General features: G+C 58.0%; 11 protein-coding genes. 3 read left to right on the forward strand and 8 right to left on the reverse strand.

The window, feature by feature from the left end:
- Nucleotides 1–70 (reverse strand): hypothetical protein (locus tag LOM8899_RS06870; RefSeq protein WP_245820481.1); only part of this gene is annotated, 70 nt, incomplete at its 3' end.
- 230 nt (nt 71–300) lie between these two features.
- Nucleotides 301–3,966: a bifunctional proline dehydrogenase/L-glutamate gamma-semialdehyde dehydrogenase PutA gene (gene putA, locus LOM8899_RS06875; protein ID WP_093991849.1), complete on the reverse strand. Its 3,666-nt coding sequence runs from the start codon at nt 3,964–3,966 to the stop codon at nt 301–303.
- A gap of 133 nt (nt 3,967–4,099) precedes the next feature.
- On the opposite strand from putA, the gene LOM8899_RS06880 reads away from it, so the two are divergent.
- Complete coding sequence (locus LOM8899_RS06880; RefSeq protein ID WP_093991479.1) at nt 4,100–4,534, forward strand: thioredoxin domain-containing protein; 435 nt, start codon at nt 4,100–4,102, stop codon at nt 4,532–4,534.
- A gap of 578 nt (nt 4,535–5,112) precedes the next feature.
- Here the strand turns inward: LOM8899_RS06880 and LOM8899_RS06890 are convergent.
- Nucleotides 5,113–5,610 (reverse strand): autoinducer binding domain-containing protein, encoded by a 498-nt coding sequence (locus LOM8899_RS06890; RefSeq protein WP_168770490.1) that lies wholly within the window; start codon nt 5,608–5,610, stop codon nt 5,113–5,115.
- A 106-nt stretch (nt 5,611–5,716) separates the two neighbouring features.
- Here LOM8899_RS06890 and LOM8899_RS06895 point away from each other — a divergent pair, with 106 nt between their 5' ends.
- Nucleotides 5,717–6,334, forward strand: coding sequence for a helix-turn-helix transcriptional regulator (locus LOM8899_RS06895; RefSeq protein ID WP_168770491.1), 618 nt, complete (start codon nt 5,717–5,719; stop codon nt 6,332–6,334).
- Nucleotides 6,335–6,476: 142 nt separating this feature from the next.
- Nucleotides 6,477–7,139 carry an acyl-homoserine-lactone synthase gene (locus LOM8899_RS06900; RefSeq protein WP_133064987.1) on the forward strand — a complete coding sequence of 221 codons (663 nt, stop codon included), beginning with the start codon at nt 6,477–6,479 and terminating at the stop codon, nt 7,137–7,139.
- Nucleotides 7,140–8,789: 1,650 nt separating this feature from the next.
- Here LOM8899_RS06900 and bglB read toward each other — a convergent pair.
- Genes bglB through LOM8899_RS06925 form a run of 5 tightly spaced genes read right to left on the reverse strand, consistent with a single transcriptional unit; the run spans nt 8,790 to nt 15,666 of the window.
- Entirely contained in the window at nt 8,790–9,869 is a 1,080-nt protein-coding gene (bglB, locus tag LOM8899_RS06905; protein WP_211096171.1) for a beta-galactosidase BglB, read from the reverse strand.
- Nucleotides 9,866–12,379, reverse strand: coding sequence for a hypothetical protein (locus LOM8899_RS06910; protein ID WP_093991484.1), 2,514 nt, complete (start codon nt 12,377–12,379; stop codon nt 9,866–9,868). Before LOM8899_RS06910 ends, bglB begins: the two co-directional genes overlap by 4 nt.
- A complete protein-coding gene (locus tag LOM8899_RS06915) occupies nt 12,372–13,604 on the reverse strand; it encodes an HAD family hydrolase (protein ID WP_093991485.1) in 1,233 nt (410 codons plus the stop codon). Before LOM8899_RS06915 ends, LOM8899_RS06910 begins: the two co-directional genes overlap by 8 nt.
- Complete coding sequence (locus tag LOM8899_RS06920; RefSeq protein WP_093991486.1) at nt 13,601–14,623, reverse strand: ABC transporter ATP-binding protein; 1,023 nt, start codon at nt 14,621–14,623, stop codon at nt 13,601–13,603. The genes LOM8899_RS06915 and LOM8899_RS06920 overlap by 4 nt, the downstream gene beginning before the upstream one ends.
- Entirely contained in the window at nt 14,620–15,666 is a 1,047-nt protein-coding gene (locus LOM8899_RS06925) for an ABC transporter ATP-binding protein (protein ID WP_211096172.1), read from the reverse strand. The genes LOM8899_RS06920 and LOM8899_RS06925 overlap by 4 nt, the downstream gene beginning before the upstream one ends.
- Nucleotides 15,667–15,673: the final 7 nt, after the last annotated feature.

Below are 15,673 nucleotides of genomic sequence, written 5' to 3' on the forward strand. Positions count from 1 at the left end.
TGCCCTGGCTGATCCCATAGCGCCTGCACACGTCAGCCGTCTTCTCGCCAGCTTCCTGTTCCTTGATCATCTGAATGATCTGTTCGTCGGTGAATCTCGTCTTCAGTTGTCCGTCCTTCAGTTGGGCAGACTCTACACAAAGCTGGAGGAAATTCAGGGGCTCAGGTCACCATCACGCGGCAGCGGAACTTCTTGTCAGATCGAGGCCATGATTTGCGTCGTCCAATCCGCACGTGATGCCATGCGAAACTCGGCGCGCAACGTCAGTCAATTTCCTTGTTCGGACTTCGCTCTTGTGGCTTAGGACGACGACGCCAGTAGGCTGGCATTGCCGCCAGCGGCCGTTGTATCGATGCAAAGATGACGTTCCAAGACATAGCGCTCTGGTGAAATGGTTTCGGTGACCAGTGGGACTAAGGGGCCTGTACGAAGGGCCAATGCGATCCGCAAGTTCCGAGTCCAGTCGGATTTCCCTGAGGCGGCGACCAAGGCGACATGCAGTAGGGACTGAAGCGTTTCTGACGAAACGGTGCCGTCTATTGCCAGCACAGGTGCGCCAGCGGCCGCCAGTTCCTTAATCGCATTCGAGGCACCCGGAGTCACAACCAGCGCTCCGCATCCGGCTCCCAGTGCCTGAACTGACTGGGCCAAGGCGATTTCGGGGGTAGGGCCGAGGCACAGAACTTTTCCGCGTGGGAACATGCGCAGACGGTTGCTTTCACCCGTCGGCCCGGGCAGCGACTGTGGCGACATGTCGAATGCGGCGGTTTCGGTCAGCGCCTTTCGCACTACACCCGATTTCCCGCTCAGCGAGGTGCGTAGGACATGCACGCGATCTACACGGGCTGCCCAATTGCGCGCGTCGAGCGTGGCGAGGGCCTCTTCAAGGGCCGGTTTGGAAATCTCCGTGCCCTCGGGCGCGGCGTGGCTCTCGGCTTTGCCAATCCTGCGGAAGCGCGTGAGATAAAGCGGACCACCGGCCTTGGGGCCGGTTCCCGAAAGCCCCTCTCCGCCGAAGGGCTGGCTGCCGACAATGGCTCCGATCTGGTTGCGGTTGACGTAGCAGTTGCCGACTTCGATACGGTCGATGATCTGTTCGACCCGATCGTCGATCCGGGTGTGCAGGCCAAAGGTTAGGCCGTATTGGCGAGCGTTGATCTCATCGACGACCTTGTCGATGTCCTTCGCCTTGAAAGTGGCGACATGCAACACCGGGCCAAAGATCTCCCGGTCCATATCGGCAATCCCGCCCACCTTGACGATGGCAGGCGTCACGTAGGTCCCTTCGCTTGGTGCGGTTAGGGTCTTGACCAGACTTCCCGCTGCCTTGTGCCCTGCTATGTAGCCCATGACGTCGGCCTGTGCGTCGCCGTCGATCACCGGGGAGACATCGACATCTGTCCGCCAAGGATCGCCGATGACCAGCGCATCCAGCGCACCAGAGAGCATGTGCATCAGCTTGTCATGCACGTCCTCTTGTACGTAGAGGATCCGCAGCGCCGAGCAGCGTTGACCGGCCGACTGGAACGACGAGATCAGGATATCACGCACCGCCTGTTCCGGCAGTGCGGTGGAATCCACGATCATCGCGTTGAGCCCTCCGGTTTCGGCGATCAGAACGGCGTCAGGGCCGGCATTCTTGGCCAGCACCTTATGGATGATCATTGCGACTTCGGTCGATCCGGTGAAGCAGACACCTGCAAGCCGTGGATCGCTGGTCAGCGGAGCGCCCACAGTCGGCCCATCGCCCGGCAGCAGTTGCAGGGCGTATTCGGGCAGGCCAGCTTCACGCATCATCTGCACGGCCCGCGCGGCGATCAAAGGCGTCTGCTCGGCAGGTTTCGCCAAAACGGTATTTCCGACAGCAAGCGCCGCCGCGATCTGACCGGTGAAGATGGCGAGCGGGAAGTTCCAAGGGCTGATACAGACGAACACACCGCGCGGCGCGCCGGGTTCGTCCTCTTCCAGCCGCTCGGCTTCATTCGCGTAATAGCGCAGGAAATCCACGGCCTCGCGAACTTCCGCGATGCCGTCCAGAAGTGTCTTGCCGGCCTCGCGTGTGGTGATTGCCGTCAGTTCGGCAATGTTGGCCTCGTAGAGATCGGCAAGCCGGCGCAGCACATTGACGCGCTCGGCAACCGGAGTTGCGGACCATCGATCAAAGCCACCAATTGCCGCGTCGATGGCGGCGGAGACATCCTCGGATGTGGCCTCCTGCACCGTGCCCACCTTGCGAGACTTGTCGGCAGGCGAGAACACATCTCGCACCGGGCCTGTGCACTCGAGCCCACCAGCGATCATCGGTGTGGCGGACCACGTGGTTTCGGCAAATTCCTCTCGTGCGGCCAGGAGCGGCATGATCGAGCCGGGTTCATTGATCCGGTAGCCTTTGGAGTTTGCCCGCTCCGGCGCGAACAGGTCCGCAGGTTGGCGGATGGACGGGCTGGCGATCTGATCGCCCAGCTTTTCCATTTCCGCCACCGGGTCGGCCGAGATCGATTCCGCAGGGATATCGGGATCGACGATCTGGTTCACGAACGAAGAGTTGGCACCGTTTTCAAGCAGCCGGCGGACGAGGTAGGCCAACAGATCCTGATGCGCGCCGACGGGGGCATATATCCGGCACCGTGTGCCCTCCGCCGCCATGACGATTTCATGAAGCGCTTCACCCATGCCGTGTAGGCGTTGAAACTCGAAGCTGTCCTTGTCGTTTCCTGCCATCTTGATGACGGCGGCGCAGGTATGAGCATTATGGGTCGCGAATTGCGGATAGATCCGGTCGCGCCGATCCAGCAGCATCTGCGCACACGCCATATAGCTGACGTCGGTATTGTTCTTGCGGGTGTAGACGGGAAAACGCTGAACACCGAGTTCCTGCGCCAGTTTGATCTCGGTGTCCCAGTAGGCACCTTTGACCAGCCGCACCATGATCTTGCGGTCATAGCGTTCGGCCATGTCATAAAGCGCCTCGATCACCGGGGCGGCGCGGCGCCCGTATGCCTGAACCACCACTCCGAAACCATCCCAGCCAGCCAGCGCCGGATCGGACAGCATGGCTTCGATCACGTCGAGCGACAGGTCCAGACGGTCCTGCTCTTCGGCGTCAATGTTGAAGCCGATGCCTGCCGCCGCGGCCTGCTTGGCGAGGTCAAGCGCACGTGGCAAGAGCTCGGCCATTACAGTGTCTTTGTGCGTGTATTCATAGCGCGGGTGCAGAGCCGAGAGCTTCACCGAGATGCCCGGGCTTGAACGCACATCGCCTTTGGTCTGTTTGGCAATCTCCGCTATCGCCTTGGCGTAGGCTTCATAATAGCGCTGCGCGTCCTGATCGGTCCGCGCGGCTTCGCCCAACATATCGTAGGAATAGGTGTATCCCTTGTTTTCCAGTGACCGTGCGTTCTTCAGTCCCTCCTCGATTGTCTGACCCAACACGAATTGCCGCCCCAAAATCTTCATGGACTGGCCGACTGCATTACGCACCACAGGCTCCCCAAGGCGCTTGACCAGCCCGCGCAGCGCAGATGCGGGGCCCTTTTTTTCCTCATCGAGCACCTTGCCAGTCAGCAGCAATGCCCAAGTCGATGCGTTGACCAAAGAAGACGACGACCGACCGAGGTGTGCGCCCCAATTCGAAGGCGCAACCTTGTCTTCGATCAGATCGTCGATAGTGGCCGCATCCGGCACACGAAGAAGCGCCTCCGCCAGACACATGAGCCCGACACCTTCCGCGGTAGACAGCCCGTACTCTGCCAAGAACGCCTCCATCATCGACGGAGAGGTTTCCTTGCGAACTCGTTTGACATACTCGGCACCGGTCGCGGCAGCCGCCGCCCTGTCGGCGCTTGATAACTTTATGCGGCTTGACAGCAACTTGATCAGCTCGGCTTCGTCCGAAGTATAGAATGCCCTCACTTGCGCACGCATCGGATTGACATCAGCAAATGCTACGGTCGCCGATCTGGTCATGGTCGCTTTCTCCGGTTGATCGCACTTGATTTGTGCGACGACGCTTTGGCGCATACGATGGGCATCATGGTGCCTATTGGCAAGGTGGGTCGTCTCAGTCCAATAAACCAACCAAGACGACAGGGAGTGTCAGATGAACGTCAAGCTATTGTGCCTAGCGTGTGCTCAGGCCAATCGGGTGCCTGAGCAGCGTCTGCTGCAATCCCCGAAATGCGGCAGATGCGGCGCGCCGTTGATCGCTGATCAACCTACCGACATCTCTTTCGATACACTTCAAAAGGCCGCTCGAACCGACGATCTTCCACTGATCGTGGATTTTTGGGCAGCTTGGTGCGGGCCGTGTCGCATGATGGCGCCCGAGTTCGCAAAAGCAGCCATGGGCATGAAGGGTCGCGCCCGCTTCGCCAAATTGGACACCGAAGCATTTCCACAAGCTGGAGCCCGCTACGACATTCGTGGCATACCTTTACTGATTGCGTTTGCTGGGGGGCGGGAGAGCAAGAGGCAGGCTGGGATGATGCCGTCGGAGGGAATCACCAAGTGGGTCGAAAGCCAATTGAGCCCTTGACCCATGGCATCCCAGATCAACTTTGGGTTGATTTCCGCCGGCATCCCTCTCGCTCGATCTCATCCTTTTCAAGAGCTTACCACCGGCTTCTCTCGTTGCCGCGAAATGTGGCCAAGAGATTGCCGCGAAATGTGGCCAAGAGACAATGGCATTTCGCTGTTGCAATCCACAGATGCGGTTGGAAAACTGCGGTTCCATAGTGTTCTAACAATTACCGAACTTTCGTCAAAGTTTGGGCCCTTGGGCACGTCAGATGTCTTTGGGAACTAAAAGGCGAAAAAGATGTTAACAATACTCTTTGACGAGAGGTTCATAGATGGGCGGAGGGTCGAAGTTGCTTCGGCTGAGGGGTTTCAAGCCATCCTATCAAGTGGTGCCACGCGAAGGGTGGCGGATGCGCTTATCGCCGCGGGGCATGACAGGCGCGCGCCTGTCCGGCTCGTGAGGGCTGACCCTTATCTGTTCGCTCCGCCGCATCGGATCGATGGGATAACTCTCGAGTCAGCGCGGCATTTCGACTACTTTAGTGGAACCGTGGATTTTCCGGAGCCTGGCACGGAGCCTCCAGTCAGGGTTCCTCAGAGGTCGTGAAGGCCTATACCTGAAAGGCTCGCCGCAAACCTTTTGACGCGCTTGTCGTCGTTCGATTCCGGCTCGATCTTGGCTGAAATCTCATGCATTTTTGAAAGCCGCTCACTGAACAGGTCAATAGCGCTCTCACTGAATTCGCCCTCGGACGAGGCAAAGCTGCCCAGCGATTGACTCTCCGTGCCAGCGATGGCCACCGAAACCCCGAAATCAAGCCCATAGCCCTTTGCGGCTTCGATCACTCCGGCAGGATCGGCGGCTTCGAGTTCTGACCAGCGGATGTGGCCAGTATTCTCAAGGCCCCAACGAACCGTCGGATCGCTCAACAAAAAGCCTCGACGTGAATACACTTCCATCCATTCGCGAGAATATGCTTGAAAGATATACTTTGATGTCGTGTAGTCCAAATGCAACCCTATGGCGAAACCTGCAGGGCTACGGGCTTTTAACCCGTCAAACAAAGAAATCAGGTTGTCCGCATGGCTCATTAATGCCTCGCTTTCGCCTCTGGCGCGACTTGCCAGGCTGCTAGGTTCTACTTTGAAACGTTGGCAGGAGCCGCCTGCAACGTCAACCACCTTTGGCGCAGGACACATGCTTCCATCTGACGAAAAGATCATGGACTACGGCTTTGGTGACGTTGCCAGCGCGGGTTTCTATATCGCGTTCCGGCTTGAATTTCTGTTGCCGGAATTCGAGTGCAAGACGCTGCCGCGCGCGTGGATCCACAAGTACACCCGCCACGGGCTCATGATGTTTGATCCAGTGATGCAGTGGATCTATTCCAATACCGGGGCCGTCCGCTGGAGCGAAATCGATCTTCCGGACCCTCATGGCATCCTGATGCAAGCGTCTGAATATGGATTGTCGTATGGCGTCGCGATTTCGCTCCGCGACCCGGAGGATCCGAGCATTCGCAGCTTTGGAAACTTCTGTCGGTCGGATCGGGAGCTGTCCGACACCGAGATCTCGGACTTGACGCAGAAGCTCGAACTATTGTTCTCGGATCTCACGGCGCCGGACGATGTCACTGAGGCTGAGCTCGAAGTTCTCGCCGGGATCAAGAGTGGCCGCTTGATCAAGGAAATCGCCTACGAGTTGAACGTGACCGAAGGCGCGATCAAGCAAAGGCTGCGCAGCGCCAAGGACAAACTCGGTGCCCGGACGACGCCGCAGGCTGTCGCAATCGCCGATAGCTATGGGCTGATCTGACCCAGGTGTGCGATTAATGTCTCACGTCTGGCGCTGCCGAATCGCTGAACCCATTACGTCTTAACAATTTATTAGTGGATTTGTAGGCTTAGTCAAAACGGCAGGAAAAAAGCCAGAAATTGGCAGGCAGAGAGCAAAAACCGTGAGGAATATCACGTTTGACATGTCCCGCATGGATGAATGCGGATGGGCATACTACGATTTTCTGAGGCTCAGAAAGAGCTTCTTTGTGGACAACCTTGGTTGGGACATACCGCACGACGGTGTCGTCGAGATGGATCAATACGATACGCCTCTCGCGCATTATTCGGTGGTTGTTGAGGGCCGAAAGGTCATAGCCGGCGCTCGGTGCCAACCCACAACCACGACGTGGGGGCGGTACTCCAATATGCTGAATGACGCCGCCAGTGGCTTTCTTGATGGGATCCCAAAGCAGTTGTTCGATACAAAGCTATGCGGTCCAGACGTCTGGGAGGGAACGCGTCTTGTAGTTGCGGATGACGTCACATCAACACTTGGCCGAATGCAGTGCCTCGCGTTGGTCATTGATGGCCTGATCCGGGTGGTTTCTGCTCGCGGGGCAACGTCTTTCCTGACGCTGTCGCCGCTGCCACTGCAACGAACCGCCGCCCTGGTTGGATTGTCGGCCGAGCGGATCACGCCGGGTTATCAGAGCTATACCGATGGCCGGGAGTACGCGATCTTTCGCTGCAAGGCCGAGAGAGCTGTGGAGCGTTTGAAACAACTGGGCATCGATCCAGAAACCCATGAAGTCGTTGGCAGGAACCTCAGCGCGGTCGGTTGATCTGCGAGGCGATCGATCGAATTGATCTTCCACCAGTAGCCTTGAGGGCATCTCGCGGATGCTTGTGGCATTATATCAGATGCTAGTTCGATCGGGCTTGCTCAGCTAGTCTGAAGAACACCTCTTTGCGGCTTGAGGCATTGGGAACGCTTTTCTGCTTGGTCACAGACGCACTCAAAGTGCGTAGGTGAGCAGTGTCATCTCGTGTTCAGTCTGCCGCTTTAGTTCCAGCCATGCACTAAGGGGCGCCGTCGCGCCGCAAGTATGCGCATTAGAGCGCCTGTCGTCGATCAAATAGGTGGCCTGTGCCGTCGAGAAGGTCGATTTCCCGTAGGGCGCTGGAGGCCATTCAGTCTTTCAAGTTTCTGTTGTGAAGCGCAGGGCTCTATCGCGCCCCGGGTTTGATTAGGAGAGACAAACTGTTTCGCAAACAACCTCTGATGTGAACTTTTGGCGAGGCGACGCTGTAATCGACTTCGTGCTAATTTGTCTGCAGTAGGGTCACGAGTTAACTGTGTTTGATTTGGCTGCGAACGTTGCTAGTTCAATTATTGTTGTGTGTGTAGACGTATATTGACGTTGATTAATGAGTTCTGGCAGGTTTAGCCATCCTACCGGCGGTCACGGGGCGTCAGATTATAGACAGTGATCGCCGGTAGCGAACCTTTCGAATTTTCGTAGTGGTTGATAATTCCTAGTTGGGAAGGGTTATCATTGCGAATTGATGCAAAAGCAATCAGATCGCACGAACTTATTCATCGCACTCCAGCCGAGACCTACGGAACGTTCAGGCTATCGCCACAACTCAGCTAGCTGGGTTCGGTGGCGAGGAAGGCGAGGGATTTTCCTTGTCGCCATGGAGCATGAGGAAAATCGCGCAAGCAGTTGACGCCATGGGATACTTTAAGAGCAAGGTAACCTCGTGCGGTCGGCTGATGATGGCATGCAACGCCTCAATCACCCCAGGTTTAATAAGCTACTAGTAGGGCGCTGTTGCTCCTGTCCGGACGCGCCTCTGAATTTGACCACCCGATATCTATTTACCAACTTTGGAGGTGGAATGTTTTGGCGCAATTTGAAGCAATTTTGTGAACCATCTACGGGACATCGACAGTGAGTAGAAATGTTGCCTTTTGTTAAGTAATTTCTTCGGGGGGCTATCCTTTGATCAGCTTTCAGGGGCCAAGGAACTCCGACATACTTAGGTTGCTGTTGATGGTTTGATCGTATGGTTTTTAGAAATATTGCTTTGAAAATTTTTGGAGGTTTCCATGAAAACTGAGGAATTGAGCTCAGAGACACAACTTCAGTTTTCGTCCATTCTGTCTCAGGAAGAGTACGAGCGATGCTCTGCTGGGCGCGCGAACCTGATTTCCTGTATGATCGTGACCGGTTGGAATGCAATAAGAAGCCGGTTGTCTTCTAAAAAGCATCACTTGAGGCATCGAGTTGAGCCTGAGGCTACAGAAGTCGCAGCTCGCGATTGATTGCCCCATCGGTATATTTCAATACCAGACAGCATTCACGAGTGTTGCGTAGTCCAGTATGGGACAACGACGTCTTGAAGCTCAGGATCGGAATGCTCAGAGCGCAATCTTTGCTTGTTGGTACCTCGGAACTGCTCGGGCGGTAGCCATAGCGGTGGTCCGGCTAATCCGAAGCGCGCTCCAGTGCGTCCACCAGCATCAACATCGTCAGTGCCTGCCCGTAAGGGGCTGGAATGTCGGGAATGTCTTTATAGAACTGTAGTGTATGACCCATTGGCGTCCCATCCGAGCAATGTGTGACGATCCCACTGTCGTCGATGCAACCGAGCACGGCTTCGAATGCGTCGTTCGACATCTCTCTGTAGCTTTCATCTAGTAGGCCAAGTTCGATGGCGCGCGACACTCCGTAGGCGATCCCTGCGGTCGCCGAGCTTTCAATCTGCGCCGTAGGATCGTCGAGCAATGTCCGGAAGAACCCACTCTTGCATTGAAGTTTGGCCATTGCTGTTACTTGTGACCGGAGGATTGCCTTCAAGAAGCGCCGTTCGGATCCTCCGAGTTCGGGAACGATGTCCAGAAGTTCCGGGATGGCGATCGTGGCCCAGCTGTTACCACGTGCCCAGAATGCCTCGGCAAAATTGTGACGGCCTCGAAATGTCCAGCCATGATACCATAGCCCGGTTTTCGGATCGGACAGATATCGGGCATGTAGCAGGAATTGAAACACCGCTTCATCAACCCAGTCCTGCCGGTCAAAGCGCACCCCGGCCTTGGCCAGAAACAGGCAAGTCATGAAGAGCGTATCATCCCAAAGCTCGCCCTCGTTCTGCCGCTCTTTGGTGACATGCTGAAAGCCCCCATCCTCGGTCTTGGTTAGGCCGTTGCAAAGCCAATCAGCCCAATCCTTGACGAGTTCTTCCCAATCCGGCCGGTCCAAGTGATCGACAAGACAGGCCAGCGCCAACATCGGCGCTGTCGAGTTGACCTGTCGAGCGGGGAGGCCGCGCGAGATTTGCCAGTCATACCAATCGGCCAGCGCTGCAATCAGGCTGTCGTCCTTCGTGGCCGCCGCGTGCCGATACAGGCCATAGACACCGACGCCGATTTCCCAATCCCACTCGTCGAATTGCAGTCGAAAGCCACCGTCAGACAGGGCGGCGGTATCGTTGATCCCGCGAAGGCGTGCCAGTCCGGTTGCCACGTTGCTGAGGTGGGACGAAAGGATGTTCTTGCTGTGGATCATGTCCATTCCTCCAAAGTCCGCATGACCACGTCGGGTTGAGCTGCGCTGATCTGCGGCGCGTAGCTCTCAGTGGGAAAGGGCCGGTGGACGCTGTCCACATAGAGCCCGGTTGCGTAGTCGAGCCGCAGTTCGCCTAGTGTCGGTTCGCGTAGCGTCAGCGAAGGGTCAGGTCCCTCAGTAAGCGTGAGCGATGCGGCTCTGGCGCGCGCAATTAGAGCATCGCAGGTTGCACCGGGGGCCAAATCGACCGTGATCAGCGCCCAGCCCGTGGTTTTGCCATAGACCCGATGTTCTATCCCGGCCCCGGGGCCGTCAATTTGAGCCTCGATTGCGCCGGTTGCTTTCAGCAATACCGCCCCACGCCCGGACCGCAGCACCATCCAGTCTGTGCCGGTGTGTACCTTATCGAACTCTGAGACCGGGGCGTAAGCGTGGGTGAACGCCAATCGGGGATCGGCCCCGAGTTTGGAGAGTATGAGACAGCGGTTTTCGACCATGCCGACCCGTGGCATAACACCGTTACCCGCCCAGAATGACGGACGGTTTGACCCCCAGGGATTGTCTTCTCCGGGATGATTGACCCAGACCCGCGCGAAGGGGCTGGCGGCGAACTGCACATCCACAAGATGTTGCTGATGCCCGGTCGCCCCCGGAGCCGCGTCGATTGCGGCTGAGAGCTGTACATGCGCTGTCTTGTGAAGCGCCAAACGGGCGGCGGCGCCATAGCCTTGGACGTAGTACGCCGCGATCGCTCTGCCTTCGTGTGGTGCCGCCATTATGTCGAGCCCGAGGGGGGGGCTGTAATCGGTTGCGCAGAATTCGGGCAAAGCGGCCACTCCTTCCGTGAGCCAACCGCTACCGAAGGCGACGGCTGCAAAGGGCGACAGCTCGGTCAGAGGCCCGGCCCGAAGTTCCTTGTCGTAGGCGCGACCCATGGTTCCGGCAGAGACTCCGCCGATGTTGTGTAGGGCGATCATAGTAAAGAGCTGATCGAGAATGTGAGTTGCGCGAGCCTTGGCTTCACCTTCACCCCAGTGATGCATTGCAAACAGGCCAATGAAATCAATTGGATAATATGCGGCAGAGTTCCATTCAGCCAGTCCATGATCGCTCACGCTGTCATACCAGCGCGTCATCCGAGCGTCCGCAAGGGCGCGATGTTCAGCCCCGGTCAGGCCGGAGTTTTCGAAGACGTCGTCGGGAAATAGACCCCCTGCGATATATTCGCTGACGTGAAAGCACAGCACGTGGTTTTCGCTCCAGAACCACATGGTGTCGTTGCCGGGTTGGTCCATCCAATAGCGGTAGCCGAGAATCGCCTGCTTGATCCGCTTTTGCCATTCGGTCGGTATCGCGTCGGCATAGGCGCCGTAGGTCCAGAGCAGAGGCACCATCACGAAATCCGAGCAATCACGGCGGCTCTTGATCCCGTCGAGAGTGTCGTCGAGTGCCTCAAACGCGGCGGTGTCAAGCGGCTCGCCGCTGGCAAGGAGCGCTAACACCCGTCCCATGCGATGTTGTCCATGGTCGATGGCATGGCGAAGGGCGATGCGTTTGCGAGCGGACAATTCGGTCGGCAATCGGGTTGGCTTGTTTTTGCGCAGCAGGGCTAAACTGATTGCCCGCTCGATCCGCATGGCACCGATGGCGAATTCGAGCTTGAGGGGATGATAACCGTCTCCCAGCGTCTCGAGTCGGCCGAGGTCAATGACTGTCGCCCCTCTGGTCAGCGTGGTGCTTGCGACAAAGAGCGGTGGTTTGTGGCTGAGGTGGACGGATTGGCCGACACTTGCGCTGATCTGCACATCGCAAGGGCAGGGACTGTCAATCGACAGCGACAATGTGTCTGACGCGTCGAACACCACTTTTGAGGGACGGATTGCTCTGGCAATGTCCATCAGCGTGTCAAGCACGGCCGGATCCGCATCGGTGGGCAGGCCGGCGCGAAGCACGTCTGTGCCTCGCCACGTAAGTTCAACAAAGAAATTCGTATCTCGTTCTGCCATATCCTCGATCAGAAGAACCACGTCGGAACCTTCAGCTCGCAAAGGGAGTGTGATCTGCGTTTCTTGGGTGGCGTTGCGTGTGTAGGGCTCGTAGGCCGTGATATGTTCGCCATCGACCCAGATATGGACCCCACCGCAAGTGGCGAGCTTGAAGCTGGCCTCGCCAGTGCGGCCCGGGAAAAGCCGAGTGGCGGCCCAGCGTTTCAACCGGTGCGGCGTGTGCCAGAAGCCGGAGAAATCCAGCCGCCTATTGAAGCCGGGCAGATTCAGCGCAGTTTTCTCAAATGGCTCAAGTGTGGGAGTCGGGCGGTTCGCGACATCGTCTCGGATGGCGATCCGACAGGGCAGGTCGCCCACGTCCACAAATCCGTTGATGAATTTGTAGTCCACGTTGTCTGTGCCACGTGTAACAGCGCCGGGGAAGTAGCTGGCCTCCAGTGGGCCAAGCGCGAAAGCTGTGACGGTGTCGCCCGGCCGGGTGGAGAAATAAGCGAGTTTAGACATTAACTACCTCTGGCAAAGCGCGCTCGAAGGCCTCGATGGCGCCGACCAATTGATCAAGCTTGCCGATCTGGGCGTCGGGGATATCGGATGATATCTCGGGGGTTTGACTGCGCCGTTTTGACCAACTGACAAAGAGAGATAGGAGCCCCGCGTCATTGGCGCCCCGGATAGCGCGCTCCAGGTTGTTGCCGACCATTACGACGGTGTTTCGATCAGCGTCCCGCACGCGGAGCGCGTCGAGTGCTGCGTCGAACATCCGGGCGGACGGCTTTGGCTCTCCGATGTCGTCAGAGGTCACATGGGCCTGCATAAGATCCCAGATACCGCACGGCTTGAGCAGATTTTCAAAGGTTGCGCGGCTGCCGTCGGCGACCAGAGCGAGTGGATACCCCATATTGTTCAACCTGTGCACGGCATCCATTGCGTGAGGGATTTCCTTCGCCTCGGTCGCGACCTCGGTGCCGGGAATTTTGATCTCTGTCGCTTCGTCTATCAGCGTATCGCCGCAATCGAGTAACACCGCCGCGAGATGCGGCACTTGCTTCGGCAGGTCTTGCATCAGCATGCTGACCCGCGAGGGGATCCACGCGGCCAGCGCAGCCCAATCGGTCAGCATGACCGGAGTGTCGTCGCCTGACCGCGAGAAGCAGAAGCGTGGCACGAAGCTATCCCGTTGCATCTTTCGCTGGGCCAGTCGATCCATCAGGGGGGTGATTTGGTAGGCCTCGGCCTCAAAGAATGGATTGCCGCGATGCACCCCGTCGATGCCAGCCTGAGCACCGCAAAGGGTGCAGAGTTTCGTGCCCGCCAAGGCCGCCATTGCGATCCCGTCGGCCCAATGGGCGTGTTTGCCCGGCTCAATGTAGAGCACCGGTCTACCGTCGGCGATCCGCGGCAGACCACCTGCGAGGTCCATCGGAACGCGTTGACCGTGGAACGAAGCTTCCACGGCGACAACTTGATCAGACGCGTCCAAATGCACCCAGACATGTTCCAGATCATAGAGGTGCCCGATGTCCCAATCGTACCAGATCGCGTATTCGGTACACAGCGACGCCTTGGGTGTGATCTCGAATTTCGAACTGGGGGAATGGTCTGGAGTCCGGAACAGAGTATAGCCCATGGCCACTGGCGCGTAAGGTTCGGCCACATCCATCCGCAGCAGCGGGCGGTGCCGGTGGGCCAGATCGAAATCGGCACCGCTGCCGTTTTGCAGTTGGATCATGTGCCGACCCCCTCGAGCGCCAAGGTTTCGGCATGGTGGCAAGACACTTGTCGCCCGTCGATAGCCCGCTGCGCGGGCCTTTCGATCTTGCACAGATCGGTGGCATAGGGGCAGCGCGGATGGAACGCACAGCCAGACGGCGGATTGGTGGCATCGGGGATTTCGCCTTTCAACGCGCCCCGCTTTTCCTGGTTGCGCTGACGTGGGTCGGGCTGCGGCACCGCGCGCAAAAGCGCCTCGGTATAGGGATGCTTGGGCTGGGCGAATAGCTCGTCGGTCGTTCCCATTTCGACGATCCGGCCCAGATACATCACGGCGAGCCTGTCGGAGATATGCTCGACCATGCCGAGGTCATGAGTGATGAATAGATAGGTCAGGTCGAACTTTTCCTGCATGTCTTGCAGCAGGTTGATGTTCTGTGCGGCCACGGACACGTCCAGCGCCGACACCGCTTCGTCGGCCGCGATGAAGGAGGGGTTGAGAGCCAGTGCCCGGGCGATGCAGATCCGCTGCCGCTGACCACCGGAAAAGGCATGAGGATAGCGAGCGGCATATTCGGGGCGCAGGCCAACTTCGGATAGCAAAGAGGCGACCCGCGTCCGGATTTCCTCTTCGCTGTAACCATGCAACTGCATCGGTTCGCCGATCAGCTCCTGCAAAGTCATCCGGGGATTGAGCGACGAATAGGGATCCTGAAAGATCATCTGCATCTCGCGTCGGAGCGGCCGCATGTGCCGATTATCCAGCTCTGAGAGATCGATGACAGAATTGTCCGCTTGCCGAAACAGAAGCTGCCCGGAGGTCAGGCTGTAGGCCCGCAGCAGCAGCCGAGCGACGGTGGACTTTCCCGATCCGCTTTCACCCACAAGGCCGAAGGTTTCGCCTTTGCGAATGTCAAAGCTGACATCCTCGACCGCCCGCAGCACTCTTTCTGGCTTGTGCCATGTCTTTTGTTGAAGAACGAAATGCTTTGTCAGCCCGCGCACCGAGAACAGCAGGTCATCAGCCATCTGTGTCATAGGCTTGCCTCCGGCAACTGACCGGCGAAGTGGCAACGGGCCTCTTGCCCATTGTCAAAGCCGCGAAGAGGGGGCCGCTCTTGGGTGCACAGCGCCGCATCGGCGTGATCGCATCGATTGTGAAACGGACAGCCCGATGGGATGTGATAGGGATCCGGCACAGAGCCTCGGATGGTCTTCAGGCGCCGCACCTTCTTTTGCCCCAGCCTCGGGATCGATTGCAGCAGCGCCTGTGTGTAGGGATGCTTGGGCGCATAGAAGATATCGTCCACATCGCCGGTTTCGACGATCTGCCCCAGATACATAACCGCCACCCTGTCGGCGATATCCGCCACAACGCCGAAGTTATGTGTGATAAAGATGATCGCCATGCCAAGCTCCGCTTGCAGCGACTTGAGCAGTTCGAGGATCTGCGCTTCCGTGGTCACATCAAGAGCTGTTGTCGGCTCGTCCGCGATCAGCAAAGACGGGTCGCACGCCAGTGCCAGCGCGATCATCGCTCGCTGCCGCATTCCGCCGGAGAGTTGGTGCGGAAACCGATCCAGCATCAGGTCCGGGTTGGGCAGTTGCACCCGCTCGAGCAGGTCGCGGGCACGGGCGCGCGCCTCGGCCTTGGTGGATTTGCGGTGCAACATGACAGTGCGCGAGATTTGCGAACCAATCGAATGGACAGGTGACAGCGCCGTCATCGGCTCTTGAAAGATCATGCCGATTCGATTGCCGCGCAGCGCCCGAATCTGCCTGTTATCGCGTGACAGCTCATGCAGATCATAGGTCTGGTCGCCATTGGGATTGAAACGGATGGAACCCTTTGGCCCTTCGATCGCGTTCTTTGCCAATAGCCGCATGATCGCGCGCACGGTGACCGACTTCCCCGATCCGCTTTCCCCGACGATCCCGAGCACTTCGCCGGGTCTGACCTTGTAGCTGACGCCATTGACGGCGGTCACGGTGCCCTCGCGCGTCTCAAAGCTCACTTTGACATCCTGAAGGTCCAAAAGGACATCCTTGGGCAGCTGCGCGGTATTGGTCTTGGGTGTCATTGTGCTC

Source organism: Flavimaricola marinus (assembly GCF_900184895.1).
GTDB classification, from domain to species: Bacteria; Pseudomonadota; Alphaproteobacteria; order Rhodobacterales; family Rhodobacteraceae; genus Flavimaricola; species Flavimaricola marinus.

Bases quoted from the DNA above. Each gene is read 5' to 3' on its own strand.
- putA (WP_093991849.1), bottom strand. From the start codon at position 3,966: ATGACCAGATCGGCGACCGTAGCATTTGCTGATGTCAATCCGATGCGT.
- LOM8899_RS06880 (WP_093991479.1), top strand. From the start codon at position 4,100: ATGAACGTCAAGCTATTGTGCCTAGCGTGTGCTCAGGCCAATCGGGTG.
- LOM8899_RS06890 (WP_168770490.1), bottom strand. From the start codon at position 5,610: ATGAGCCATGCGGACAACCTGATTTCTTTGTTTGACGGGTTAAAAGCC.
- LOM8899_RS06895 (WP_168770491.1), top strand. From the start codon at position 5,717: ATGCTTCCATCTGACGAAAAGATCATGGACTACGGCTTTGGTGACGTT.
- bglB (WP_211096171.1), bottom strand. From the start codon at position 9,869: ATGATCCACAGCAAGAACATCCTTTCGTCCCACCTCAGCAACGTGGCA.
- LOM8899_RS06910 (WP_093991484.1), bottom strand. From the start codon at position 12,379: ATGTCTAAACTCGCTTATTTCTCCACCCGGCCGGGCGACACCGTCACA.
- LOM8899_RS06915 (WP_093991485.1), bottom strand. From the start codon at position 13,604: ATGATCCAACTGCAAAACGGCAGCGGTGCCGATTTCGATCTGGCCCAC.
- LOM8899_RS06920 (WP_093991486.1), bottom strand. From the start codon at position 14,623: ATGACACAGATGGCTGATGACCTGCTGTTCTCGGTGCGCGGGCTGACA.
- LOM8899_RS06925 (WP_211096172.1), bottom strand. From the start codon at position 15,666: ATGACACCCAAGACCAATACCGCGCAGCTGCCCAAGGATGTCCTTTTG.